19 protein-coding genes are annotated in these 26,741 nt (G+C 60.1%); 10 read left to right on the top strand and 9 right to left on the bottom strand.

Going from position 1 to position 26,741, the window contains the following annotated elements:
- Window positions 1-73 precede the first annotated feature (73 nt).
- Window positions 74-640 carry a nitroreductase family protein gene (locus ABV589_RS22635; RefSeq protein ID WP_367083770.1) on the bottom strand — a complete coding sequence of 189 codons (567 nt, stop codon included), beginning with the start codon at window positions 638-640 and terminating at the stop codon, window positions 74-76.
- 121 nt (window positions 641-761) lie between these two features.
- Here ABV589_RS22635 and ABV589_RS22630 point away from each other — a divergent pair, with 121 nt between their 5' ends.
- The gene (locus ABV589_RS22630; RefSeq protein ID WP_007966025.1) at window positions 762-2,216 is read left to right on the top strand and encodes a TrkH family potassium uptake protein; all 1,455 of its coding nucleotides are present in this window, start codon (window positions 762-764) and stop codon (window positions 2,214-2,216) included.
- Here the strand turns inward: ABV589_RS22630 and ABV589_RS22625 are convergent.
- Window positions 2,173-3,228, bottom strand: a complete 1,056-nt coding sequence (locus tag ABV589_RS22625; protein WP_202962693.1) for an AraC family transcriptional regulator — start codon at window positions 3,226-3,228, stop codon at window positions 2,173-2,175. The genes ABV589_RS22630 and ABV589_RS22625 overlap by 44 nt on opposite strands.
- A 164-nt stretch (window positions 3,229-3,392) precedes the next feature.
- Here ABV589_RS22625 and ABV589_RS22620 point away from each other — a divergent pair, with 164 nt between their 5' ends.
- Both ABV589_RS22620 and ABV589_RS22615 read left to right on the top strand, forming a co-directional pair.
- A complete protein-coding gene (locus ABV589_RS22620; protein WP_003222750.1) occupies window positions 3,393-3,704 on the top strand; it encodes a DUF962 domain-containing protein in 312 nt (103 codons plus the stop codon).
- Between the two features lie 26 nt (window positions 3,705-3,730).
- Entirely contained in the window at window positions 3,731-4,321 is a 591-nt protein-coding gene (locus ABV589_RS22615; protein ID WP_367083767.1) for an HD domain-containing protein, read from the top strand.
- Between the two features lie 116 nt (window positions 4,322-4,437).
- On the opposite strand, the gene ABV589_RS22610 is transcribed toward ABV589_RS22615, so the two are convergent.
- The gene (locus ABV589_RS22610) at window positions 4,438-5,253 is read right to left on the bottom strand and encodes a UDP-2,3-diacylglucosamine diphosphatase (RefSeq protein WP_007966031.1); all 816 of its coding nucleotides are present in this window, start codon (window positions 5,251-5,253) and stop codon (window positions 4,438-4,440) included.
- 136 nt (window positions 5,254-5,389) lie between these two features.
- Here ABV589_RS22610 and ABV589_RS22605 point away from each other — a divergent pair, with 136 nt between their 5' ends.
- Complete coding sequence (locus ABV589_RS22605; RefSeq protein ID WP_367083765.1) at window positions 5,390-6,154, top strand: AraC family transcriptional regulator; 765 nt, start codon at window positions 5,390-5,392, stop codon at window positions 6,152-6,154.
- Between the two features lie 173 nt (window positions 6,155-6,327).
- The gene (locus ABV589_RS22600; RefSeq protein ID WP_367083763.1) at window positions 6,328-7,221 is read left to right on the top strand and encodes a DMT family transporter; all 894 of its coding nucleotides are present in this window, start codon (window positions 6,328-6,330) and stop codon (window positions 7,219-7,221) included.
- Here ABV589_RS22600 and ABV589_RS22595 read toward each other — a convergent pair.
- The gene (locus ABV589_RS22595; RefSeq protein ID WP_367083761.1) at window positions 7,215-7,502 is read right to left on the bottom strand and encodes a SelT/SelW/SelH family protein; all 288 of its coding nucleotides are present in this window, start codon (window positions 7,500-7,502) and stop codon (window positions 7,215-7,217) included. The genes ABV589_RS22600 and ABV589_RS22595 overlap by 7 nt on opposite strands.
- A 71-nt stretch (window positions 7,503-7,573) precedes the next feature.
- On the opposite strand from ABV589_RS22595, the gene ABV589_RS22590 reads away from it, so the two are divergent.
- The gene (locus ABV589_RS22590; protein WP_367083759.1) at window positions 7,574-9,763 is read left to right on the top strand and encodes a patatin-like phospholipase family protein; all 2,190 of its coding nucleotides are present in this window, start codon (window positions 7,574-7,576) and stop codon (window positions 9,761-9,763) included.
- 148 nt (window positions 9,764-9,911) lie between these two features.
- On the opposite strand, the gene ABV589_RS22585 is transcribed toward ABV589_RS22590, so the two are convergent.
- From ABV589_RS22585 to recQ, 3 genes are all read right to left on the bottom strand, one after another.
- Window positions 9,912-11,678, bottom strand: coding sequence for a FimV/HubP family polar landmark protein (locus ABV589_RS22585; RefSeq protein WP_367083758.1), 1,767 nt, complete (start codon window positions 11,676-11,678; stop codon window positions 9,912-9,914).
- A 127-nt stretch (window positions 11,679-11,805) separates the two neighbouring features.
- Window positions 11,806-12,240: a MarR family transcriptional regulator gene (locus tag ABV589_RS22580; protein ID WP_007962151.1), complete on the bottom strand. Its 435-nt coding sequence runs from the start codon at window positions 12,238-12,240 to the stop codon at window positions 11,806-11,808.
- 133 nt (window positions 12,241-12,373) lie between these two features.
- The gene (recQ, locus tag ABV589_RS22575) at window positions 12,374-14,503 is read right to left on the bottom strand and encodes a DNA helicase RecQ (protein ID WP_007962153.1); all 2,130 of its coding nucleotides are present in this window, start codon (window positions 14,501-14,503) and stop codon (window positions 12,374-12,376) included.
- A 385-nt stretch (window positions 14,504-14,888) separates the two neighbouring features.
- On the opposite strand from recQ, the gene ABV589_RS22570 reads away from it, so the two are divergent.
- The 4 genes from ABV589_RS22570 to ABV589_RS22555 all read left to right on the top strand — a co-directional run bounded on the left by ABV589_RS22570 (window position 14,889) and on the right by ABV589_RS22555 (window position 25,679).
- Window positions 14,889-15,476 carry a YecA family protein gene (locus ABV589_RS22570; protein WP_007962155.1) on the top strand — a complete coding sequence of 196 codons (588 nt, stop codon included), beginning with the start codon at window positions 14,889-14,891 and terminating at the stop codon, window positions 15,474-15,476.
- A gap of 10 nt (window positions 15,477-15,486) precedes the next feature.
- Window positions 15,487-15,882, top strand: a complete 396-nt coding sequence (locus ABV589_RS22565; RefSeq protein WP_007962157.1) for a YbaN family protein — start codon at window positions 15,487-15,489, stop codon at window positions 15,880-15,882.
- 191 nt (window positions 15,883-16,073) lie between these two features.
- Window positions 16,074-20,876, top strand: a complete 4,803-nt coding sequence (locus ABV589_RS22560) for an Ig-like domain repeat protein (protein ID WP_367083755.1) — start codon at window positions 16,074-16,076, stop codon at window positions 20,874-20,876.
- Window positions 20,877-21,059: 183 nt separating this feature from the next.
- On the top strand, window positions 21,060-25,679 hold the full coding sequence (locus tag ABV589_RS22555; RefSeq protein WP_367083753.1) for a hypothetical protein: 4,620 nt from the start codon (window positions 21,060-21,062) through the stop codon (window positions 25,677-25,679).
- Between the two features lie 136 nt (window positions 25,680-25,815).
- On the opposite strand, the gene ABV589_RS22550 is transcribed toward ABV589_RS22555, so the two are convergent.
- Both ABV589_RS22550 and ABV589_RS22545 read right to left on the bottom strand, forming a co-directional pair.
- On the bottom strand, window positions 25,816-26,175 hold the full coding sequence (locus tag ABV589_RS22550) for a DUF6124 family protein (RefSeq protein WP_367083751.1): 360 nt from the start codon (window positions 26,173-26,175) through the stop codon (window positions 25,816-25,818).
- A gap of 159 nt (window positions 26,176-26,334) precedes the next feature.
- Entirely contained in the window at window positions 26,335-26,706 is a 372-nt protein-coding gene (locus ABV589_RS22545; RefSeq protein ID WP_367083749.1) for a hypothetical protein, read from the bottom strand.
- Window positions 26,707-26,741 lie beyond the last annotated feature (35 nt).

Below are 26,741 nucleotides of genomic sequence, written 5' to 3'. Positions count from 1 at the left end.
GGATCAGTCAATGAATTTTCGTCTGATCCACCGCTATCGCGAGCAGGCTCACTCCTACATTTGATCGGTGGTGTCAGGCCTTGCCGGGCCAGGCGCTGACGAATTCGGCCAGATCAACCTTCTCGGCCACACGCGGCTCCTTCTGTGGCGTGCCGAGGTACAGGAACGCGATCACCTCTTCGCCTTCCGCCAGCCCCAACCCTTGGGCCACATGTTTCGAATACGCCAGTTCACCAGTACGCCACACCGCACCAATCCCCTGCGCATACGCCGCCAGCAGAATCCCGTGGGCCGCACACCCCGCCGCCAGCAACTGCTCGGCCTTCGGATATTTGACGTGGTCCTGCAGTTTCGCGATCACCACCACCACCAGCGGTGCCCGCAGCGGGCCGTTGCGCGCCTTGTCGATCATCGCTTCAGTGACTTCGCCTTCCTGCATCTGCGCCGCTTCGGCCAGCAACTCGCCCATTTGCTCACGTGCCGCGCCTTCGACGGTGAGGAAACGGTACGGCTGCAAGTGGCCGTGATCAGGGGCACGCAGGGCTGCACCAAACAGAGCTTCGCGCTGCTCGGCAGTAGGGGCCGGTTCGACCAGGCGTGGAACGGAAACACGGTTGAGCAACGCGTCGAGAGCCTGCATCGGCCACCTCCAGAGAAAAATGTGCGGCTATTCTAGCGGTATCCGGCAACAGGGTGCCGGTTTACATGCCCTGCCCCACGGGTAGAATGGCGCCCTTCCTCCTTCAGCCCGAGCGGACTTCATGGCGTTGCCGACCTTACGGATCATTGGTTTCATCATCGGCATCTTCCTGATCACCCTGGCCATCGCCATGGTCGTGCCCATGGCCACCCTGGTGATTTTCGAGCGCACCGGCGATCTGCCGTCGTTTCTCTGGGCGAGCATGATCACCTTCGTCGCCGGCCTCGCGCTGGTGATTCCCGGCCGCCCCGAACACATCCACCTGCGCCCGCGCGACATGTATCTGCTGACCGTCAGCAGCTGGCTGGTGGTGTGCATTTTCGCCGCGCTGCCGTTCTTGCTGACCCAGCACATCAGCTACACCGACTCGTTCTTCGAAAGCATGTCCGGTATCACCGCCACCGGCTCGACCGTGCTCAGCGGGCTCGACACCATGTCGCCGGGGATTCTGATGTGGCGCTCGCTGCTGCACTGGCTCGGCGGGATCGGCTTCATCGGCATGGCGGTGGCGATTCTGCCGTTGCTGCGCATCGGTGGCATGCGCCTGTTCCAGACCGAATCGTCCGACCGCTCGGAAAAGGTCATGCCGCGCTCGCACATGGTGGCGCGCCTGATTGTGGCCGCCTACGTCGGTATCACGATCCTCGGCAGCCTGGCGTTCTGGTGGGCCGGGATGAGCCCGTTCGATGCGATCAATCACGCGATGTCGGCGATCTCCACCGGCGGTTTCTCGACCTCCGACCAGTCGCTGGCGAAGTGGACGCAACCGGCGGTGCACTGGGTGGCGGTGGTCATCATGATCCTCGGCAGCCTGCCGTTCACCCTGTACGTCGCGACCATGCGCGGCAATCGCAAGGCGCTGATCAAGGATCAGCAGGTGCAGGGTTTGCTCGGCATGTTGCTGGTGACCTGGCTGGTGCTCGGCACCTGGTACTGGTGGACCACCAACCTGCACTGGCTGGATGCGCTGCGGCACGTGGCGCTGAACGTGACCTCGGTAGTCACCACCACCGGTTTTGCCCTCGGCGACTACAGCCTGTGGGGCAACTTCTCGCTGATGCTGTTTTTCTATCTGGGCTTTGTCGGCGGCTGCTCCGGCTCGACGGCGGGCGGGATCAAGATCTTCCGTTTCCAGGTCGCCTACATCCTGCTCAAGGCCAACCTTAACCAGCTGATTCACCCGCGCGCGGTGATCAAGCAGAAGTACAACGGTCACCGTCTCGACGAGGAGATCGTGCGTTCGATCCTGACCTTTTCGTTCTTCTTCGCCATCACGATTTGCGTGATCGCCCTGCTGCTGTCGCTGCTCGGCGTGGACTGGATGACCGCACTGACCGGCGCTGCCAGCACCGTGTCCGGCGTCGGCCCGGGTCTGGGCGAAACCATCGGCCCGGCAGGCAACTTCGCCACCCTGCCGGATGCGGCCAAGTGGATCCTGTCGTTCGGCATGCTGCTTGGCCGACTGGAGATCATTACGGTGTTTGTGCTGTGTATTCCGGCCTTTTGGCGTCATTGATCGGCGCCTGCAACAGTCGCGCCCGGTAATCGCCGGGCGTGGTGTCGAACCAGCGACGGAACGCGCGGAAGAAGTTGCTCGGATCGGCAAAACCCAACAGATAGGCAATCTCCAGCAAGGTCATGCTCGGCTGCGCCAGGTACTGCTCGGCCAGTTCGCGGCGAGTGTCGTCGAGCAACTGCTGAAAACTGGTGCCCTCCTCCTGCAACCGGCGCTGCAAGGTGCGCTGCGACAGATGCAGGGTCTGCGCCACCGTATCGCGCTTGGGCTCGCCCTGCGGCAGTAAACGGCACAACACCTGGCGCGCCTTGTGGGTCACGCGGCTTTCGGAAAACCGCGCCAGGTATTCCCCGGCAAACCGGTCGTGCAGCAGCGCCATGGCTTCGTTGGCGGTGGGCAGCGGTGCTTCCATGTCGGCCCGTTCGAAAATCAGCGCATCGTACGGCGCGTTGAACATCAGCGGCGCGTGGAAGGCTTGTCGGTAAGGTTGCAGATCGGCGGGCTCGTCACCCTGAAACAGCACTTTGACCGGATGCAGGGTGCGCCCGGTCAACCAGCCGCATAGACCCAGCGCGCAGGCCAGCGAGGCTTCGGCGCTCTGCCGGGTCGGTGGCAGGTGATCGCCATGCACGGTCAGGATCAGTGCGTAGCCTTCTTCGAGCAGACGAAAACTCAGGTCGGCGCTCTCGGCGATGATCCGCTGATAACGCACCAGGCGTTGAAAGCCTTCGGCCAGGGTGTTGCTCGACATCAAGGCGTAGCCGGCAACGTGGAACGACGCCGGGCGCACCACCTTGCCCATGTTCAGGCCGATCGCCGGGTTGCCGGACAGCTCGACCGCCCGTTGCCAGAGGCGGGTCATGGAATCTTGCGGGAAGCGCGCATCCGGATCATTCAGGGCGGCGTAATCGAGCCCCAGTTGCTTGAACAGTACCCGGCAATCCAGGCCGTCCATCTCCAATGCTTTGACAATCCCCATCGCCCAGCTTGCAGAAGTCGTTCGTTCGCTCATGGCGTTATTCTTTTACATGATGGATCGCATGTTACGACCCGATTTGCGAAGGATACTAAAGTGGCGCCCATTGTCACTGTCTGATGCCAGTGTTCACTCTAGACTCAAATAAGCTACCCGCCGAACAACTTGCCGTCAGAACAATAACCACAGAGATCGCGGTCGTGGAAAACATCAAGCAATTCAATACCTTCGCCGAGTTCTATCCGTATTACCTCAGCGAACACGCCAACAGTACCTGCCGCCGGTTGCATTTCATCGGCACCACGCTGGTGATATTCATTCTGGCCATGACCATCGCCAAAGGCGCATGGCTGTTGTTGCTGGCCCTGCCGCTGGCCGGTTACAGCTTTGCCTGGGTCGGCCACTTCTTCTTTGAAAAGAACCGTCCGGCGACTTTCCAGCATCCGCTGTACAGCCTGCTCGGCGATTTCGTCATGTACCGCGACATGATTCTCGGCCGCGTGGCGTTCTGAAACCCGACACACCTGGAGGCTGGCCGATGAACGCCAATGCCCGCTTCACCCACATGCAGGACGGCACCCAGGAAGACTGGGCGATCATCGCCGCTGACTTCAGCGCCTACGCCCGGCAACTGCCGTCACGGATCGTCGCGCACCTGAAGTTGCTCGAAGGTGATTTCGGCGGCTTCCCGGTGGATCGCCTGACCCATTCGCTGCAAACCGCGACCCGCGCCTATCGCGACGGGCGTGACGAGGAATACGTGGTCTGTGCGCTGCTGCATGACATTGGCGACACCCTCGGTTCCTACAACCACCCGGACATCGCGGCGGCGATTCTCAAGCCGTTCGTCAGTGCCGAAAATCTGTGGATGGTCGAAAAGCACGGGATCTTTCAGGGCTACTACTTCTTCCATCATCTGGGCATGGATCGGCACCTGCGCGAGCAATTCGCCGCGCATCCGCAGTATCAGGCGACGGTGGAGTTCTGCGCCAGATACGATGCGGCGGCGTTCGACCCGGCGTATGACAGCCTGCCGTTGAGTTTTTTTGAGCCGATGCTGGAGCGGCTGTTTGCGCAGCCGAAGCACTCGATCTACAAGGCGGCGATGGAAGAACACGCCCCCGCCTGATGTTGTCTGCACCGGCCTCATCGCTGGCAAGCCAGCTCCCACAGTGATCTGTGGTGTTCACAATACCTGTGGGAGCTGGCTTGCCAGCGATGAGGCCCTTTTGTACACCTGAAAAATCAGGCGATCTCGGCGACCTTGGCCGCCTTGAGCTGCGCCTCCCGCGCCTGCGCATCCGCCAGGCGATACAGCTCGATCGTGCCGTCCCAGTGCTCGATCAATGCTGTGCACGATTCCACCCAATCGCCGCAATTGAGGTAGTCCACCTCGCCGACTTTACGAATCTCGGCATGGTGAATGTGCCCGCAGACCACGCCGTGCAACTCGCGCTTCACGCATTCGTGGGCGATGGCTTCTTCGAAGTCGCTGATGAAGCTCACCGCCGTCTTCACCTTGTGCTTCAGGTACGCCGACAACGACCAGTAACCGTAGCCATACCGGGCGCGCCAGTGATTGAGCCAGCGGTTGAGGGTCAAGGTGAATTCGTAGGCCGAGTCGCCGAGAAAGGCCAGCCAGCGGTGGTAGCGGGTGATCACGTCGAACTGATCGCCATGGATCACCAGCAGGTGCCGGCCATCCGCCGTGACGTGCACCGCCTCATCGACCAACTGGATGTTGCCGAGGATCAGCTTCGAATAACGGCGCAGGAATTCATCGTGGTTGCCGGTGACGTAGATCACCTCGGTGCCGCGCTTGCTCATGGTCAGCAGGCGGCGGATCACGTTGGTGTGCGCTTGCGGCCAGTACATGCCACCGCGCAGCTTCCAGCCGTCGATGATGTCACCGACCAGGTAGATCTTGTCGGCGTGGTAGCCCTTGAGAAACTGCGACAAGTGCTCGGCCTGGCAATCCCGCGTGCCCAGGTGCACGTCGGAAATCCACAAAGTACGCACCCGTTGTTTGCGGCTGGGTTTGGCAAGCTCGGCGCTGGTCATGGGCAACCCTCTGCGATGTTTTCGCCACTGTGCACGCGCCGGGTTAATCGACCATGACAGGCAGGCGTCAGTCGTGTGACAGCGCGCAAGCCCGGTGTCCCGGTGTAGACTGGCGCTCACTTCGGAGACTTCTGCCATGCGCCCGATCCTGACACTGCGCCAGTACACCCACGATCTGATCATCCACAGCCACGACCACGCGCAACTGGTGTTCGGCCTGTCCGGCGCGCTGGATTTCGAAGTCGAAGGTCAGGGCAGCCAGGTACGCCAGCAGAGTTTCGTGGTGGTTCCCGGCGGCGCGCATCACGCTTGCGGCAGCCCCGATGGCAGTCGTTGTCTGGTGCTGGACGTGCCCGACGGGCAATGGCTGAACGATTCACTGGGCGAGCATGCCGACGCCAGTCAGCGCTTGCTCGACCAGCCTGCGCGGTTGTCTCTTGATGCGGGACAAAGCCAATTGGTCAACTGGCTGGCGAACAGTCCGGTCAGTGATCCGTTGATTGCGCAACAAGGCGCAGTCTTGCTGCTGGCCAGCCTGAATCACGCCAGACCTGGCGAACTCTCGGCACGGCGCCTGCCCTACGCGGCGCTGGATGCGCACATCGAGCAACACGCCGCCTACCCGCTGCAAGTGGCCGATCTGGCGCAGATCGCCGGGCTGTCCAGCGCCCGCCTGCATGCGCGGTTCATGGCCGAATGCGGGCAAACGCCGATGGACTACATTCGCAGCCGACGCCTGCACAAGGCAGTAGGCTTGCTGCGCGAGACCGCGTTGCCGATCGGCGAAATCGCCAGTCGGGTCGGTTACAGCTCGCAAAGTGCCTTCTCGGCCGCCGTGCTGCGCGAGTTCGGCGCGTCACCGGGGCAGTTGCGCCGAGACTCCTGCGACAAAAAACGCTAGTTCGCCGACAGACTTGCGAGCCGCAACACGCTTCAATGTGCATCCACGTGTAGGAGCTGCCGAAGGCTGCGATCTTTTGATCTTGCTTTGAAGGATCAAGATCAAAAGATCGCAGCCTTCGGCAGCTCCTACAGTGATCATGTTGCGTATCGACAGACTCAAGAAGGATTGCAATGACTCCGCGTACCGCCCTCGGCGCCCTGCATATTGGCGCTTTGATGTTCGGCCTGACCGGTGTGTTCGGCAAACTCGCGGCCGCCTCGCCGGCGGTGATCGTCTTCGGACGTGCGGCGTTTGCCGTGCTCGCCCTGGCCTTTTTCGCCCGCTTCGCCAGTCAGAACGGCTGGCAGAAACTGCAGGCGGTTGACTGGCGCCGTCTGGCGCTCAGCGGCGTATTGCTGGCCGGGCACTGGGTGAGTTTTTTCATCGCGGTGAAGGTCGCCGGGGTGGCGATTGCTACGTTGGGTTTTGCCAGTTTCCCGGCGTTCACCGTGATTCTCGAAGGGCTGATCTTCCGCGAACGCATCCGCGCCAATGAAATCGTGCTGGTGGTGCTGGTCAGCGTCGGTCTGGTGCTGGTCACCCCGGCGTTCGATCTGGCCAGCGGCGCCACCACCGGGTTGCTCTGGGCGGTGCTGTCGGGCTTGCTGTTCGCCCTGCTGTCGCTGACCAACCGCGCCAGCTCCGGACGCATCCCGGCGGTGCAGGCCGCGCTGTGCCAGAACGTGGTGGTGGCGCTGTGTCTGCTGCCGGTCGCGGCCCCGCAACTGAGCGAAGTACGTGCATTGGACTGGCTGTGGATCGCCCTGCTCGGGGTGTTCTGCACCGGCGTCGCCCACAGCCTGTTCGTCGCCAGCCTCGCGGTGATCAAGGCACGCACTGCCGCCGTGGTGTTCGCCATGGAACCGGTTTACGGCATCACCATCGCCTGGCTGCTGTTCAATGAAAACCCGACGCTGCGCATGCTGCTCGGCGGCGCGCTGATCATCGTCGCCATCGTGGTCTCGGCGCGGATGTCAGGCAGCGCCGACAAGAAAACCGTGGCTGCCGAAGCCGCGTCTCACTGAGTGCGGTCGTTGTGACCGAGGTCGCGGTCAGGATCGATCTGATCGCGCACTCGCTGCTTGAGCACCTTGGCCTCGGGAAAACCGCCGTCGGCCTTGCGCTCCCAGATTTGCACGTCGTCGCAGCTGATGTGAAATACCCCGCCGGTGCCCGGCACCAGCGAGACCTTGCCGAGGTCGTCGCCGAAGGTGCTGAGCAGTTCCTGCGCCAGCCACGCGGCGCGCAGCAGCCACTGGCATTGGGTGCAATAAGTGATGACGATTTCCGGTTTTGCAGCAGACATGTGCGCTGAAACTCCTGAGACAGAGGGCGCCGCTATAATAGCCGGCTTTATCGCTTGCCCCGAGACTCACCATGCGCCGTTTGCTGTTCTGCCTGCTGCTTGGCTTCCTGCCAGTGTTTGTAAATGCCACTGAAGCCCCCCGCCCGAAAGTCGGCCTGGTGCTGTCCGGTGGTGCCGCACGTGGCCTAGCGCACATCGGCGTGCTCAAGGCTCTGGAGGAACAAGGGATCAAGATCGACGCGATTGCCGGTACCAGCATGGGCGCGGTGGTTGGTGGCCTGTATGCCTCGGGCTACAAGATCGACGAACTGGAAAAACTCGCGCTGAACATCGACTGGCAGCAGGCGCTGTCCGACGCACCGCCCCGCGAAGACGTGCCGTTTCGACGCAAACAGGACGACCGCGACTTTCTGGTGAAACAGCAACTGAGTTTTCGCGATGATGGCAGCCTCGGCCTGCCGCTGGGGGTGATTCAGGGCCAGAACCTCGCGCTGATGCTGGAGAGCCTGCTGGCGCACACCAGTGACACCCGCGACTTCGACAAGCTGCCGATCCCGTTCCGCGCCGTGGCCACCGACATCGCCAATGGCGAAAAAGTGGTGTTCCGCAAAGGCCACCTGCCGCAGGTGATCCGCGCCAGCATGTCGATCCCGGCGGTGTTCGCCCCGGTCGAACTCGACGGACGGCTGCTGGTGGACGGCGGCATGACTGACAACATCCCGCTCGACGTCGTGCGGGAGATGGGCGTTGACGTGGCAATCGTGGTCGACATCGGTACGCCACTGCGCAACCGCAAACAACTGACGACCGTGGTCGATGTGCTGAACCAGTCGATAACCCTGATGACCCGGCGCAACTCCGAAGAACAACTGGCCGCCCTCAAACCCACCGATGTGCTGATCCAGCCGGCGCTGGCGGCATTCGGCGTGACCGACTTCGGCAAGGCCCAGGAGATGATCGATGCCGGTTACCGCGCCACGCGGATTCTCGACGCCCGCCTCGCTCAGCTCAAACCTCACGAATCTCAGGACGCCGAACTGAACGCAGCCCGCGCGCCGGGCCAGCGCACGCCGATCATCACCGCGATCAGGGTCGAAAACGACTCGAAAGTCGGCGACGAAGTGATCCGCTATTACATCCGTCAGCCGATCGGCGAGCCGCTGGACCTCGGTCGACTGCATTCGGACATGGGCACGCTGTACGGCCTCGATTACTTCGAACAGGTGCAGTACCGCGTGGTGCACAAGGGCCAGGATCACACCCTGGTGATCAGCGCCCGGGGCAAACGCAGCGGCACCGATTACCTGCGGGTCGGCCTGAATCTGTCGGACGACATGCGCGGTGACAGCGCCTTCAACCTCGGCGCCAGCTATCGCATCAACGGCATCAACCGCCTCGGCGCGGAATGGCTGACCCGCGCGCAGATCGGCGACAAGCAGGAACTGTATAGCGAGTTCTATCAGCCACTGGACGTCGGTTCACGCTACTTCGTCGCCCCGTATGCTGCGTTTGAAGCGCAGAACGTCGATTCAATACTCGACAACGATCCGATCGCTCAATACCGCGTCGAGCGCTATGGTTTCGGCCTCAATTTCGGTCGGCAGATCGGCAACAACGGCGAAATCCGTTTCGGCGTCGGCGAGGCCTGGGGCAAAGCGGATGTGCGAATCGGCGATCAGGATCTGCCGAGGGAAAACTTCACTGAAGGTTTCTACTCGCTGAAGTACTCGTTCGACTCGCTGGACAATGTCTACTTCCCCCACGAGGGCAAGGACGTCAGCCTGACCCTGATGCAATTCGAACCGGGGCTGGGGTCGGACACGCGCTACCGGCAATGGGAATTCAAGCTGGACAAAGCCATGAGCCATGGCCCGGATACGCTGATTCTCGGCGGCCGTTATGGCCGAACGCTGGACGATGCCAACGTGGTGACGTCGAGCTTCCTGCTCGGCGGTGCGCGGCAGTTATCGGGCTTTCGCGAGGATTCGATTTCGGGACAAAACGTCAGCCTGATACGCGCGGTGTATTACCGCCGGCTGACACCACGCTCCTACCTGCCACTGGACTTCCCGCTGTATGCCGGGGCTTCGCTGGAACGTGGGCGGGCGTGGAACAACGACAATGAATTCGACAGCGGCTACATCAATGCAGCGAGTGTGTTTATCGGCTTCGATACGCCGTTGGGACCGCTGAACTTCACCTATGGCTTGAATGATGCGAATGAGCAGGCGGTTTATCTGAATCTGGGGCAGACGTTCTGAGTATTTTCCTGGATTGATGGCGCCTGACAGGCCGTCATCGCGAGCAGGCTCACTCCTACAAGGGATCTGTAAATGCAGTTCAAATGTAGGAGTGAGCCTGCTCGCGATGGGGCCTGAACAATCTCCTCATCAATATCAACCACCTTGGCTAGCGAATACCCGCGAGTAACGTCCGCGCCGTCTGTTTGAGTGGCTCGTCCCCCTCCTTGAGCAATTCATTGAGCAAGGCAATTGCGCTGTCGATATCCCCGTCATCAATGCAAGTCTGCGCCTGTTCGAGCTTCTCAGAACCGTGTTCCGGCTCAGTGCCCCCAAGCTCCAGCGGTTCCAGTGCCAGCGACTCGCCCGGATCACCGAACTCGTTAAGAAAGTCATCGTCCAGCGGCTGTGCGTCCGGTTCGGGGATCCACTCCAGCTCCGCCTCTTCGCTGGCCACCGTTTCGGGCAGCTCGAAGTCCGGCGGCAGGATTTCAAGATCGGAGTTCGATGCAGTCCGTTCTGCGGGCGGCTCAGGTGTCGAACGACTGTCTTCAAGATCCCAACTGGACGCCATCGACAGCTCACCCAGATTCAATTCGAAATCATCCTCGGGCGCCGATGGCTCAGGCGCCACCGCTGTGGCTGCGACCATCGACACCGCCGGGGTTATCGGCGCAGCGCCGGTCAATTTTGGATGCCGCTCACGGATCGCGGCCAGCTGCTGCGGATCCACCCCGGCATCACGCAGGCGGTTTTCCTGTTGTTCATAAGCTGCGCTGTCCCCTTGCCGCCCCAACACTTCGAGCAATTGCACACCCAGCTCCGTACGCTCTGGCTCCTTGTCCATGGCATTGCGCAACAGCCCGACCGCCTCACCCAAACGCCCATAGGCCAGATAGATCCCCACCGCCTCCAGCACATCGCCGGCCGCCGGTTCTTCGCGGTGTTCGGTGGTGGTTCGCAGGCTGGCGGATTGTGTGGCTGGCGGGTCTTCAGGATCTGTTTGCCGAACGGCGGGCAGAGCTGCCAGTGGCGCCGTGACCTCCGCCAGTTGCCGGCGACGTCGGACGAAAAGCCCGGCACCCAACAATCCCAACAGCACCAGCAAGCCACCGAGCAGCGGCCAGTTGAGGCCATCGTCGGCAGCTTCAGGCGCGGTGGTGACTGGCGCGGGTATTGGCGGCGTGATGGCTGGCGCCGGTGGCTGTTGCAGTTCGCTCAATCGCGTTTGCAGATCACTGATCTGCTTTTTGCCGTCGGCAATCTGCACATCCTGCGCCTGCAGTCTGGCGTTGAGTTCGTCGACGGTCTTTTGCAGTTGCTGACTGAGCAACACGCTGGCCGCCAATTGCTCGGCCACGGCATCGTTGGCTGGCGCCGCCGGAGCGGGTGGCGCTGAAGGGGCGGCATCGCGTTTGCCCTGAGCAGCCTGAGGCGCCGCCGTGGCGGGCTCGACGGTGGGGAATTCAGAGGATTGCGGACGTGGATCGGGCTCGTCGGTAGCCGGCACGATACTTGGCGATCCGGGCGGATCGATCAGCACAGTGTACTCGCGCAGCAGGCGGCCATTGGGCTGATCGAGCTGCACCAGAAAATTCAGAAAGGGTTCATTGACCGGTTTGCGCGAGGTCACCCGGATCATCTGGCGATTGCCATGCAGGATCGGGGTGAACTTGAGGTCATTGAGGAAAAACACCCGCTCGACCCCGGCCCGGGCGAATTCATCGGCCGTGGCGAGGCTGGCCGAGAGATCGCCGGCACTCAGGCCAGCGGCATCCACCAGCGCGATATCGGCCTTGAGCGGCTGATTGAGGGCCGAGTGGACGGTGATGTCGCCCAGCCCCAGTGCCATCGACCAGGTCGAATAGCTGAATACACCAGCGACCAGCAGCCATCTGGCGCCACCGCGCAGTACAACGTGCCGACTTGCGAGCATGAGCATCCCTTAAATAAGCAAAACCGGTTTCTATGCGTTCGCACATCCGGTACGAACACGATATTGCCCAGTAGTTCTTATAGTCTGCTCTGCGCGATCCCTCAAAAAACCTGCGCGCGGTTATGCCTCAAGATTTTTCCAGGTTGGCCAGAATGTGCCCGTGAACGCGCATGCATACCTTCAAATCGGCCTCGTCGACGCCTTCGAACAATTCGTGACGCAACTGTGTAGCGATGGTTTCGATTTGTTCGATCAGCGGCAGTGCCGGGGCGCAGAGCACGATTTTTTTCGCCCGGCGGTCTTCCATCACCGACTGACGTTGCACCAGGCCCTGGCTTTCCAGGCTGTCGAGCAAGCGCGCGAGGGTCGGCCCTTCGACACCGACGCTTTGCGCCAGCTCGCGTTGGGTCGGCGCGTCTTCGAAACGCGCCAGATGCAGCAGCACCAGCCAGCGCGCCTGGGACAAGCCCAGACCAGCCAGCCGGCGATCCAGTTCGGCACGCCAGCCTCGGGACATCTGGGCCAATTGCATGCCAAAGCGGTGTTGATCGGTTAACGGCATAAAACACTCATGAGTAGACTGACAAATAGAGAAAAACTAATTATTAGTCAGCTAAGCATGACATTTAGCTATAGGCAAGAGCCGACCTGTACTGAATCGTTACAACTGCCTGACGGTTGGCGCAAACGCCCTCTTACATTTCAAACTCGGATTGCAACGCAGCCCTTACGCAGTAAAGAACGCCTTCCGGAACTCGACCGGCGAACAGTTCGGCCACTTCGGCGACCGACGGTAACTCGCCCTCGCCGTCGAGGAACGCGTCCTGCACTTCGCCCATCAGTTCTTCCGGCAAGTCCAAGGCCTGCTCCAGCGATAACTGCTGTTTGCCAATGGCCTCGGCGAGCATGGTGTAGACGTTCTTTTCCGAGCACTGCAGTTGCCCGGCGATCTGCATCGGGGTCATGCCGGCGCGGGCCAGGGTGATAAGTTCGTGGCGCACGTCGGCCACCGCTTTCGGCGCTTCGGCCTCGCCGCCAAGTACTTCGAGGAAAGCCTCGCCGTAACGCTCCAGCTTGCGTGCACCAACGCCGCTGACCCGCGCCATGTCGGCCAGCGAGGTCGGCTGACTGCGGAGCATTTCCAGCAGGGTCGAGTCGGGGAAGATGACGTACGGCGGCACACCATGCTCCTCGGCGAGTTTGCGCCGCAGTGCACGCAGGGCTTCCCACTGTTCGCGCTCTTCGCCACGCACCAGCTGACTGGCCGGGCTCTTGCTGGCGGTCTTGGCGGTGACCTGCGGCTTGAGATCGCGGCGCAGTTCCAGGGTCACTTCGCCCTTGAGCAATGGCCGGCAGGTGTCGCTCAGGCGCAGGCCTCCGTAGCCCTCGTGATCGACATCGGCCAGACCACGCGCCACCAGTTGCCGGAACAACGAGCGCCATTCGCTCTCGCTCAGCGCCTTACCGACGCCGTACACCGACAGATGCTGATGGCCGAAGCTGCGCACCTTCTCGTTGTCCTTGCCCAGCAACACGTCCACCAAGTGGCCGACGCCATAGCGCTGGCCGGTGCGATAGATCGCCGACAGCGCCTGGCGCGCCGGCTCGGTGGCGTCCCAGGTCTGCACACCGTCGACGCAATTGTCGCAGTGGCCGCACGGCTCGGGCATGTCTTCGTCGAAGTACGCCAGCAGGGTCTGCCGGCGGCAGCGGGTTTCTTCGCAGAGCGAGAGCATGGCGTCGAGCTTGTGCTGCTCCAGACGCTTGTGACGCTCATCGCCTTCGGAGTTCTGCAGCATCTGCTTGAGCATCACCACGTCCTGCAAACCGTAGGCCATCCACGCGTCCGCCGGCAGGCCATCACGGCCGCCGCGCCCGGTTTCCTGGTAATAGGCCTCAAGGGATTTCGGCAGGTCGAGGTGCGCGACGAAACGCACGTTGGGCTTGTCGATGCCCATGCCGAACGCCACGGTGGCGACCATGATCAGGCCTTCCTCGTTGAGGAAGCGCTTCTGGTGGTAGGCGCGCAGATCATTGGGCAAACCGGCGTGATACGGCAGCGCCGGGAAGCCCTGCTCGCTGAGAAACGCGGCAACTTCCTCGACCTTCTTGCGCGACAGGCAATAGACGATGCCGGCATCGCTGCGCCGCTCGGCGAGGAACGCCAGCAACTGCTTGCGCGGCTGCTCCTTGGGCACGATGCGGTAAAAGATGTTGGGCCGGTCGAAGCTCGACAGAAAGCGCTCGGCGTTCTGCAGGTGCAGGCGGGTGACGATTTCTTCGCGGGTGCGCTTGTCGGCGGTGGCGGTCAGGGCGATGCGCGGCACGTCGGGGAACATTTCCGCCAACTGGCCCAATTGCAGGTATTCCGGACGGAAGTCGTGGCCCCATTGCGACACGCAGTGCGCTTCGTCGATGGCGAACAAAGCAATGTTCAAGCCCTGCAGGAACGACAGCATGCGCGGCTGCACCAGTCGCTCCGGCGCCAGATAGAGCATTTTCACTTCGCCGCGTTTGATCCGTGCCGCCAGATCGCGCTGCTGTTCGGCGCTCAAGGTGGAGTTCAGTGCAGCGGCGGCCACGCCCAGCTCTTCGAGGGTGGCGACCTGATCGTCCATCAAGGCGATCAACGGCGACACCACCACCGCCAGGCCTTCGCGCAGCAGCGCCGGCACCTGGAAACACAGGGACTTGCCGCCACCGGTAGGCATCAGCACCAGCGCATCACCGCCGCTGGCCACGCGCTCAATGATTGCACCCTGACGGCCACGGAAACTGTCGTAGCCGAAGATGTCTTTGAGGACGCGTTGAGCCTGTTCGAGCATAAAAACTCCAAAAATCTACCGAAACATCCCTGCACAGGCTGGTTCAGGACAGCCACAGCTGCTTAAACAAAACGTAAGAGCGCATTGCCAGACCACCGCAATACGAGCAGGGAGCGCAAAACGCGGCAGTATACCCGAGCCCTCCCCGGCAGGGGGTGCCGCTGAGAAGACTCATCTTCTGTTGGAGTTGCCGAAGGCTGCGATCTTTTGATCTTGATCTGGATCTTGAAAAACAAAATTAAAAGATCGCAGCCTTCGGCAGCTCCTACAGGGATGGGCGGTGGATCTGCGGGCCGTGGCGGGGCAAATCTGCCGTGCGGCTGGCTTGAGCGCGCAAGAAGGCCTAGAATTCCCGCATTGTTTATTCCCCCAAGGTAGCCCCGTAATGTCCTTCGCTGAGCAACTAACCCGCCTGCAAGTCTTTCTCGACGCCGACGAGCTGCACGAAGAGGCGCTGGATTACGTGGCCGCCCACGGTTACCTGACCGCCCTGTCGATCTGTGCAGAAGATGTACCGGAGCGTGAGTGGATCGACGCCCTGTTCGCCGAAGAGCCGCATTACAGCAGCGAGGCCCAGCGCGAAGAGATCGAGGCCACGCTGATCGGCCTCAAGGCGCACATCGCCCGTCAACTGGCGTCCGACGAAGAATTCGAACTGCCGTGCGACCTGGACCTGGGCGACGAGCCGGACGACTCCGAACTGCGCGGCTGGTGCATCGGCTTCATGGAAGGCGTGTTCCTGCGTGAAGCGGCCTGGTTCGAGACCGCCGAAGAAGAAGTCAGCGAAATGCTCCTGCCGATCATGGTCGGTTCGGGCTTGTTCGACGAGCAGCCAGAGTTCGAAGACATCGCCAAGGACGCCAACCTGATGGACGACATGATCGTGCAGATCCCGGAAGCCCTGACCGCGCTGTACCTGCTGTGCCAGGCGCCAGACGAAAAACCGGCGATCCTCAAGCCACGTCACCACTAAGATCCGGCCTATGGACAACCCCATAGGCAACCGCTCCCTGATGTTGCGCTACTTCTTGCTGGCCGTCGGCTGGCTCAGCGTGGCATTGGGGGTGATCGGGATTTTCCTGCCCGTGCTGCCCACCACCCCTTTCCTTTTGCTGGCGGCCGCCTGTTTCGCGCGCAGCTCTCCGCGTTTCTATCAATGGCTGATCGAGCACCCGAAGCTCGGGCCATGGATTCGCGACTACCTCGACGGCAACGGCATACCGCTCAAGGGCAAGGTCTACGCGATCGGCTTGATGTGGGCGAGCATTCTGTTCTCGTGCTACCTGGTGCCACTGCCGTGGGCGCGGGGGTTCATGTTGACCAGCGCGGTATTGGTGACGGTGTATATCCTCAAACAGAAAACCTTGCGCAATCCCTGATTTCACCCTGCTCTCACTCTCGTAAAAGCGACCAACCGTTCATCGGATATACCCGCCCACCTGTTATTTCTGACAGTAGCCAGTCCCTCCCCTTCAGGCCTTAAATCACTCCTGCCCCTGATCCACAGCTCGAACTTTCAGAGCCAGAAATCCTTGAGTTCACGGGTGCACCAATCTGGATGGAGTTGATCATGTTCACTTTCCGTCGGTCCCTGTTCCCCAGTCGCAATGAACTGCCCGCCCCGTTGTCAGGATTGTACCCACCCTACTTCGCCGACATGGTCATCCCGGTGCCGGGTGCTGACGGAGGGATCAACAAAAAAGCATTTGAGGCGTTCCCTGACGGTCTGTTTGCCCTTATCGACCCCTACCTAGGCATGGCGATCGATGATCTGCTGGAAGTTTTCCTGAATGACGAAAAGGTCGCCGAACTCAAGGTCAGCGATGAACACCTCAATCAGCGATGGTTCTTCTTCGCTCCCAAGGACGGGTTGCTACCGGGATTATTCACCTGCCACTACCTGTTGACCCGGGCCGGCGAAACCGTGCCCGACGATCCATCGGCCAAATTGACGCTGTTGCTGGAAATCGACGACCCGGCCGGTGACGACACGCGTCCCTTCGAGCCTTGGCATTCGGAGCTGAAGATGGTCGGGTTACCGCAGGATGTCATCGATAACGGTGTGACCAAGCCGTGGCTCGACACGGGCGTGCCAATGACCATCACGCGCTATCCGAATATCGCGGAGGGCGACATCATTCTCGCAATGTGGGGTAGCGTTTTTCTTCTGCCACATGTGCTGACAGAGGCAGAAGTGGAAGGCACCGTCGACATTGTCGTCATGGCCCGGCCCGAAGATATCCTCACTGCCGGTGACAGTGCGGCAATGAAGATCCACTACGATGTTTGCGATGTGGTTTACAACTGGAGCGTGAAGTGGTCAGAGGCCACGACCGTAAAGGTCGATGCCGGGGTATCACGTCTCGATGCGCTCATCATCAAGGAAGCGGATGACGGGAAAATCATCCTTGCGGACCTGGATGCCAACCCGGTCACCCTGCAGATCCTGATCAAATCCAACGACGTCTTCACTGCCGGTGACACGCTCGTGATCACTGTAGTTGGCACTCCGATTCCCGGCAGACCACCTCAGACATTCAGCGTTGAAGCCATCGTCCGCAACCCGCCCTATTTGCATGAGATCCCGGTTGCCTACGAGTTCGTGAAACTCTTTGCCCAAGGCACCCTCGACGCCTCCTATGCATTGCGCAAGCAGGATGGCAGCCCGACGCTTTATTCCAGGCGCACCTTCGCTACGGTGATCGGTAATCCGTCTTTGCTGCCGGCTCCGACCATCAACGAGGTGGTCGGGAACATTTTGCCGGTTACGGTAATGGCGGCATCCGTGGTGGTCAGGTACCCGGGTATCCGCAATGGCGATCACCTCACGTTGATCTGGCTGGGCAAAAAGTCCAACGACGATGCCTATCTGCACGAAGAAGAGCACACCGTCTCAGGTGAAGAGCAGAAAGCCGGCGAGGTGACGATTTACGTCAGCAGCGAGCACGTTTTAGCGCTGGACAACGGCAGCCTCAAACTGCAATACCGGGTATTCAACGATGCTACCGGCCAGTATGGAACCAGTGAGTCCGAGTTTCTGCGGGCCAGCGTGGGCACATGGCGAGCAACGCTTCCAGCGCCCAAGGTCGAAGAAGCACCGGATGACATTCTCGATCCGTCTCAAACAGACAAACTGGTGCATGTGCTGGTCAGACCGGTGGACTGGGTCAAGGGCGATACGCTGACTTACCACTGGATCGGGGTCACCCTCTACGGCAGCACCACCGCAAGCGTGCCGATCACCCTGGCAACAGTCGGCCAACCCGTAAGGTTCCGCGTGGACAAACGCTATGTCTCGGCCAATATCGGCTACTACGTGACCGTCATCTACACGTTGCTGCACGCTGCCTCCGGGGAATACAGCTATTCCGCGCCTCTGGAGGTGATGGTCGGCATCCCTCTGGGCAAATTACCGCCACCTACGGTTGTCCAGGCCCCCGGCGGCATGCTGAATCCAATGGACGCACGTAATGGCGTGGACATCGATTGCAGCTACGCGACCATGGACACCTTGCTCGACACACTCGGATTGAAATGGCGGGGCACGCCAGGCGCCGGGACTTCGGAAGACCTGGAGAAACCCGCCGAGGCCACCGGCACCGTGAGGTTCCACCTGCCACCTTCGTTTGTCGGCGCCAATATCAATCGCGAGGTAGCGGTCAATTACGACGTCCAGCGCTATGGCTTGTGGACCGCTTCGGAAACCCTCCCGCTGAAAATTCTCACTTTTCAAGACCCTGAAACGGAGCTGCCAAGACCCGAGGTTCCACAGTCGACCGCAGGTGAATTGCTGGTAATGGAGCTCACCGGGAACGCGAACGTTCTGGTCAAGGCATGGCCGTTTATTGCCTTGAAGCAACGGGTCTGGCTGTACATCGAGGGCCTGGCCAGCACGGGCGCTTATCGAATCGATCTGCTCAGCGCGCATGAAGTGAACTCAACGCAACTCACTCAAGGTCTGAATGAAACCCTGCTCAAGACGGAACTGCTGAAATTGCTTCACGGCTCCAACGCCATCGTGGTTTGCAAAGTCATGTTCGATAACGGCACGGATGAAGATGCCGCGATCGTTTTCCCGAAACTGCCGCTGATCATTCACCAGCACTACGAGTACGTCACACCCGTCATCACCACCGTGAAGACGGCACAAGGCACGGTCATTCCCGAAGCGGGCCAGACCTATGACAAGCGTGTGACGATCGAAGGGACAGCCACGCGGGCCGAAGAAGTCGATGTCCAGATCAATGGCGTATCCAAAGGCATGCCAAGCGTGGATGCCAGCAGCAAATGGACATTGACGGTGGATTTGATTGAGGGTTTGCAACGGGTGGAGGCAATTGCCCTATACGACGTCGATGACAAAATCAGCGAGCCGCGAACCTTCACGATTGCTGTCGCTACGAAGCCAAGCATTACCGCCGTTACGGACGCCAATGGTCCCGTTGATGACAACGACACGACCTATTTCACTGAGGTCGCTGTATCAGTTCACGCGGACAGTCATCAGGTGGTGCAGCTTTACGACGGGGCAACGGCAATCGGAAACCCGATAACACTTGGCGGCAATGGCGAAGGAAGCACCCGGCTGCAGAATCTGACGCCAAGGACTTACCCGGTCAAAGCCAAGGCAACCTATGGCGATCAACTGGAGTCGACAGTCCGGACATTTAAAGTGGCGCAAGCTACGGCTCCAGCCATATCCGGGGTGCGCGACTCAAAAGGTGATATCAGCAACAATGGCACGACGTTCGAAACTGACGTGGACATCTTTGGCACTGCTGTCGCCAACCAGCGTATCCAGATTTACAACGGCACGACGCCCATTGCACCCGACACACCCGTCGACAACAATCGGAACTGGACCAAGACGCTGACCAACCTGACCCCGTCCGTGTACCGAATCTCGGCAAAGGGACTGTACGGTAGTCAGCCAGAATCTGCGGTTAGAGTTTTCACTGTGCTGGAAGCGTTGGCTCCAATCATTTCCCTGATCAGTGATTCAAAGGGAGAAATCCCTCCCAATGGCACAACGTTCGACGCCACGGTGACGGTTACCGGCACTGCGAGTAACGGCCAGAGCGTGCAAATCTACGATAACAACACGGCTGTCGCTCCCGTCACACCTGTAGATTCCAGTGGCAATTGGACCAAAACACTGACCGGTCTGAGCGCCATCACCCATACCATCAAGGCCAGGGCTTTGTACGGTACGCAACCGGAATCTGCGACTCGTGCCTTTACCGTGGCAGTTTCTACGACTCCTCGTATCGTTTCCGTCACCGACGTCAAAGGCTCCATTGGCCACAATGGCACGACGTACGAAAGCGAGGTCACAGTAACCGTCAGTGCGGACAGCAATCAGCGTGTCCAGCTATACGACGGTGCAGCACCCATTGGTGCGCCGATACCACTGGGCCTCAATGGCAGCGGCAGCATTCGACTTGCCAGCCTCAGTCAGAACACCACCTACACCCTCAAAGCCAAAGCACTCTATGGAGGTCAGCTTGAGTCACCCCTCCACTCATTTACCGTCAGGGCCCATCGCACCACTACGCTGACTTCGGTCCGGCATTCAGGCGGCGAACTGGGCCCGGGCGGGACAACCACCGATACCTCGGTGGTCGTGAGCGGAGCAGCAACGCCGCTGTACAGCGTGCAGATTTTTCTCAACAACGTGGCGGGGCAAACCGTGCCTGCCAACGGCAGCGGTGACTGGTCACTCAGCCTCGGCATTCATCTGGGCTCGAACACGGTGTACGCGAAGTCGGTAGCCAACAATCAACAGACCGCGTCGCGCAGCTTTATTCGGGAAAATCCGTTGGCACCGTTGAACTTCAATACCAGCCCGGTCACGTTGGGTGGCAAGACTTACATCATTCCGGGCAACCCCGAAGTTCTTCCTGCTTTCGACTCTGGTAACTCGGTGCGACATCAGGCCTCCGGTGGCCTGCCAGGTTATACCTATGTCTCAAGCAACACGGGAGTAGCGGTAGTCGATGGAACCGGGTTAGTGACCGTGCGCGGCAGGGGGGTAGCGACCATCACCGCCCGAGACAGCGCCAACCAGTCCAAGAGCTACAACGTGACGGTGACGAACGTAATCCACTGCATAGGCTTAGGGAATGCAACCTGGGGGCAAGCCAACTCATCGGCCGCGTCGGCAGGCGCTCGGATCCCCAGCATGGCGGAGTTGTACGAAATACATGTGGCTTATGGAAGTCGGTGGCCCATGGGAAATTATCATTACTGGTCAACCGATGACAGTAACTATTGGTGGCCATATCCGGCAAAAAAAACCAGGTATCTGGTTTCAGGAGGTGAAGGATCCGCCACAACAGGGGGTGGTTATTCTAACGTTGTAGGCATTCGCTGATGAAGGGGACAACGGCCTTCGCTGGCCGTTGTCTTTTTGGCTGAGAAACACCGTAAAGCGAATCCAAGGGTGTGACCGCTGGTCGAAAATCCATACTCACCTGTCAGATCTGACAGTAGCCAAATCCCCCGTCTGATCGCTCAATCACTCCACCGCCCACACCGTTCGGCAGGAGTTCCCGTCATGCTCGTCCAACCCAAAAAGGCCATCAGTACACGCGCGCTGCTCGACCCCGAAATCCCCGGCGCCAAGTTGCTACCGGACGGCAAGTGGGCCATCAACCGCGCCGCCGCACTGCTCAATTTTCCCGCTCTGGGCCTGAAGGTGCAGCTCCCGGTCTGGTCGAACAAAGGTCTGGGCGACAAGGTCGAGCTGCTGCTCAACAACGTTCCGGTCGACCAGCAAACCGTTACCCAGCCGGCCGAGCAAACCCAGCGCACCACCCTGTTCGTCGCACCGGGCCGCTTTCAGACCGGCGCCTGGGAGCTGGCCTATCGGGTGACACGAGTCGCTCAACAGCCGGAGCCTTTTGCTCCACCGCTCCAACTCGCGGTCAAACTGGAAATCCCCGCCGGCCAGGACACCAACCCAGAGCAGGGCCACTCCAACCTGCACATGGCATTCAGGCCACCGGAAATTGTTCAGGACGGTGTCGACAAGGACACCGCCGAAAAGGGTGTGGAGATTATGGTGGTTGCCGTACCCGGCAGTGGCTCCAACCTGCCTTATCCCGACATCGCCGTGGGCGACGTGATCATCGCGAGCTGGGGCGGCAAGCTGGTGGCGTCGGCGCCGGTCACTCAAGCGCAGATCGACGACCCGCTGAATAACCCGATCGTCATCCATATCAGTAAAGACATCATCCTGGCGGCGGGTGATTCCGGGAACGAAGGGCTGGCGGTGTCATTCCTGGTCAGAGACTTTGTCGACAACGACTCCGAGGACTGGTGCAAGGAAGCGCGCATTGTCGTCGACACCGGCAACTCGCGGCTGGATGCGCCGATTCTCAAACAGGCTGACGGCAACGAACTCGACCTCGACCAGTTAGGCAATGAACAATTGCTGCTCCAGGTCTTTGCTGCATCGTCCGACGACTTCAAACTCGACGACATCATCATCATGCACTTGCAGGGCACCACCCTCGACGGCGACCCCGTGGCGGTCGACGCTTGCCAGCGCATCGACAAAAACCCACCGCTTGTGGTCGAGGTGCCGATGGACAACGACGGTGCCCGGGCACTGGCAAAAACCCAGGGGGTGTTTTTCTTCGATCTGGAACGTGACGGCCGCATCATTCAACGCTCCAGAGGCCGCTTCATCAACATGAAGGGTGAACCCAAACGCCTGGCAGCCCCCATCGTCGAAAGCGCCGTGAGCGGTGCGCTGGATCCGGACCTGGCGAACGTGATCGTGCGCTTCCCCTTCGATCCGCTGATCACCGCGGACAACGCCATCGAACTGCTCTGGAGCATCACCCAGGCGGATGGCACCGCTTTCGAACCCGAGCTGGACTGGATCTTTCCGACCCTGCAGGAGACCAATGACCCCGACGGCTTCATCGTCATCATTTCAGGCCCCGACTACCTGAAACCCGGCGAAGGCGGCACGCTGAAGGTGTCGTATAACCTGCTCAGCGAAGGCGAGAACGACGAGGTCATTCGCCGGCCTTCCCTGCCCGCCGCGCCGCTGAACATCGGCGAGCCCAGGCTTGAGCTGGTTCCGCCCATCCTGCTCGGTGAACAGGACGGTGCGCTGGAACCCAAGGACCTGCCCAACGGCATCAGCGAAGTCACCTGCCCCAACCCGGTGAACAATCCGACCCTGCCCAAGGATGTGGTGCACTGGCAATTGCATGATGCGTCGAACAAGTTGCTGTTCGAAGACCACAAGACACTCAATGCCCTGAGCGCCGGCAAAGACGTTAAATTTCCGCTCAACGCCGCGTTTGTGCAGCAGTACTTTGAAGCCCGTCGCGGTGAACAGTTGAGTGTGCGCTACCACATCGTTCGGGATGCGACGGACAAGATCAGTTATTCGAATCCGTTGGTTTTTGTCGTCGGGGAAGTGGTGGAATTGGTACCACCAACTATTGACTCGGTGAAGGGTTTACCTGGCGAGGTGGAAATCCCGGATGGCGGTACGACTGTCGACACCATGGTCAAGCTTAAAGGGAAAGGGGCCAAAGGCGAGAAGGTCCAAATCAAGGATGGCGCCACCGTCAAAGGTACGGCTGACGTTGATGCACAGAATGGTGACTGGGAGTTCACGGTGACGGGACTGGCCGTTGCGTCCCACAACTTCACTGCCACTGCCCAATATGGCAGTGGGCAGGTATCGGATCCATGGGTCGTGGTCGTAACGGCCCCCCTCGCCCCGACCGTACGCGGTCAGACCGGCAACACCTTCAAGCCGACTCTGCCTGAAATCGTGGTGCTGATCCCCGGGGCAAGCCTGCTCCACGATGACAAACTGAGCGTGCAATGGACAGGCGCCACTGCGGCAGCCGGCGGCTCCCACACCAGCCCGCTGCAACTGGTCAGCGAAGGGCTGCAGATCACGGTGCCACTGTCGGTGTTGGCCTTCAGCCTCGGCAAAACCGTCACCGTGACGTACACCGTCATCCGCAGCGCTGTGCCCCGTACCTCGTTGCCGCTGTTGTTGAATATCGAAGTCCTGCCGGACTCAAGCTTGATCCTGCCGGTGATTCTGGACGCCGACAACAACGGCGCCGGTCCACAGTTCGATGTGAGTAAATTGACCGCTAATGCCACCTATCGCATGGGCGTCTGGCCGTTGATTGCCACAGGCCAATATGTCTGGCTGCGTCTGAAAGGGACGAACACGGATGGCAGCGACTACAACCTGCAGATCCATACGGCACCAGGCTCAATGGTCAGCACTCAGTGGCTCGATCAAGGCTATTACGAGCGGAGCATCGCCCTTGCAGGCTTGAGAAACCTCAAGAATGGCAGCACGCTGAGGATGGAATTCAAGGCAGCGTTCGGCAAGAGCACGAATGAAAGCGAGGCAGTGGTTTTCCCTGTGCGCACTTACATGATCAAAGCATTTGAAGATGTGCGGCCAGCAATTACCGGATCGAAAGACTCCAAAGAAGTAGCAATTGCCGAAGGCGCAATCACCGTTGATACCCAAGTCAAGCTTGAAGGAACCGGCGCCAAAGGGCAGAAAGTCCAGATCAAGGATGCCAATACCGTCAAAGGCGAAGCCACGGTTAACCTGACGACCGGCCTGTGGGAGTTGACCATGACAGGCTTGAGCTTGGCCGCTCACAGCTTCACCGCCACTGCGCTGTATGGCATTGGGCAGGTATCCACGCCGTGGACGTTGACGGTGACGGCCAATACCGCACTGACCATCACCTCAGTAAAAGATCAGAGCAACTGGAGCATTCCCGATAACGGTCATACCGTGCACACCAGCGTCACACTCACCGGCTCCGCGCCTATCGGCCAGAAGGTGGAAGTTTTCCTCGGCACGATCTCCAAGGGCTTCGCGGAAGCTGGACCCGACGGGATCTGGACCCATACCGTCAGCGAGTTAGCGCTGAACGTGCTGCACTCCTTAAAGGCCGTTGGCCAATACGCGAACAACCCGACGTCTAACCTCTGGCGTTTGACGGCGTTGAATGGCGTGGCGCCGGCCATCACCGCCGCGCATGATTCCAACGGGCAGCCGATCAATAATGGTGGCAACACTGTTGACCGCACTGTTCATCTGACGGGGACGGCGAATACCTTTCTTGAGGTGGAGATTTTCGACGGTGCCACCTCCACTGGCAAAAAGGACAGGGCCGATGACAAAGGTATATGGACGGTTGAGCTGACCGGGCTGACAACTACGGAGCATGTGTTCAAGGCCAAGGCGTTGTATGGCAGCGGGACGGAGTCGGGGGTGTGGACGCTGACAGTGACGGCCAGCGCCCCCCCGACCATCATTCACGCTGAAGACTCCAAAGGCGTAGAAATTCTCCCGGGCGGCATGACACTCGACACCTCAATCAATCTTGAAGGCTCCGGGGCTAAAGGGCAGGAAGTGGAAATCTTGGACGGCGTCGTGCCCATGGGCAAAGTCAAGGCCGATGCATCGACCGGTATCTGGACGTTGACAATCAATGGGCTGAGCGTAGCGTCCCATAGTTTTACTGCCAAGGCGCTGTACGGCACGGGGGCCTCGTCGGATCCGCGGGTGGTGAACGTGATTTCAGAGCTTAGGGTGGATACATCAGACCTGACAATTAATGGCGTTAATATCAATGCCGATGGAATCAGCGGGTGGCGCCGTGTAGGTGATCCGGCTGGCACTGTAGTAGCAAGACCAGCTACGGGTGGAGTTCCTCCTTACAAATACTCAAGCCTAAACAGCAATGTAGCCTCAGTTGATGGTACTGGCCGCGTTAGAAGCACCGGAAACGGAACAACGGAGATTACGGTCCAGGACAGCGCTCTTCCGCCCCAACAGAAGCACTTCAAAGTGACGACAAGGAACGTTGCAATGCTTTTCAGCAGCGGTACAGTCATGACCACGCCACAGGCAATAGTTTGGATGAATCAGCACGGTGGCTCCCCCTTTTACCCGAACCATCCTACGAACTATCCACTCTATGAAGCCCTGCAGAGTGCTTATGTTGAGGACTCGCAGCAAACGTATCTATGCTGTCTGAACAACTCACAGCCCGACCCAAGTAACGGAGGGTTCGGCTTCGTCTCTTACGGTGGCGCGGGCTGGGTCCTTAGGGCGTTGTCAACCGGCGCAACTGGAATCCCGGTGTGTATTAGTGGATAAGTGGACGAATTTGTTTAATGGCAATCGCGAGCAGGCTCACACCTACAAGGCATCTTTGCCGGGCACATAACCTGTGACCAACGCGGATCCACTGTGGGAGCGAGCCTGCACGCGATGAGGCCAGACCTATCAGCGCCTATTCCTTGGGCACAACATTATCCAGCGCCTGATTCACCGCCAACTCTCCCAGCATCACCACCTGCGCAATGCCCAACACCGTATTGCGACTCGCCCCTTCCAGCGTCCCGGCGAAATCGCCGAGCATCACCGTGGCCGAGGCCAGGGATTCGCAGGCGTTGGCCAGCAGGGACTCGGTGTCGGTTTGCGGGTTGACCAGGAACATGCTGCTGGGGGTGTAGGGCGTCGCCATGATTTGCGCGGGCGCGAGGTAGTGGTCGAGGGCGCGTTCGGCGGCTTCGTGGAGTTTTTTGGAGTTGTGGGATTCGTAGGGTGATACCGATTCTGTGATCGGCGGATTGGTTGGGGTTTCGGGCATCAGTTGGAACTCCGATCAAGGTACTTTGAAAGGATTACGACCTGTAGGAGCTGCCGCAGGCTCGGGCCGCGTTCGGACGATCTTTTGATCTTGATCTTGATCTTGAAAAACAAGATCAAAAGATCGCAGCCTGCGGCAGCTCCTACAGGGGACCGGTGATTAGTTCGGGACGCGGCGGCCGTCCAGTACCCGGTTGACCATCAGTTCACTGAGCATGATCACCTGATGCAGCATCAGCATGGCCCGGCGCTGTGAGTGGTCGACGGTGTCGCCGATGTCGCGGGCCATGTCGCTGGCGGCGGCCAGAGATTCGCAGGCTTCGACGAGCAAGGTTTCCTCGTCCACGGTGGGGTCGATGAGGAAGATTCTGCTCGACTGGCGTGACGAGGCTGTAGGGATCGAAATCTTCAGTGCGCCGGGGTTGAGGTAGAAGTTGATGGCGCGGTCGGTTGCCGCTTTTATCTTCTGCGGTTCGAGCGCTGGGTCGTACGGGATCGAGGTGTTTGGGGGGTTGGGTGTGGCTTTGAACATAGATGAAGCTCCAATTTGAAAAATGGGAGCCATCA

This window comes from Pseudomonas sp. HOU2 (assembly GCF_040729435.1).
GTDB lineage: Bacteria > Pseudomonadota > Gammaproteobacteria > Pseudomonadales > Pseudomonadaceae > Aquipseudomonas.
This window is presented reverse-complemented; position numbering and strand designations above follow the sequence as displayed.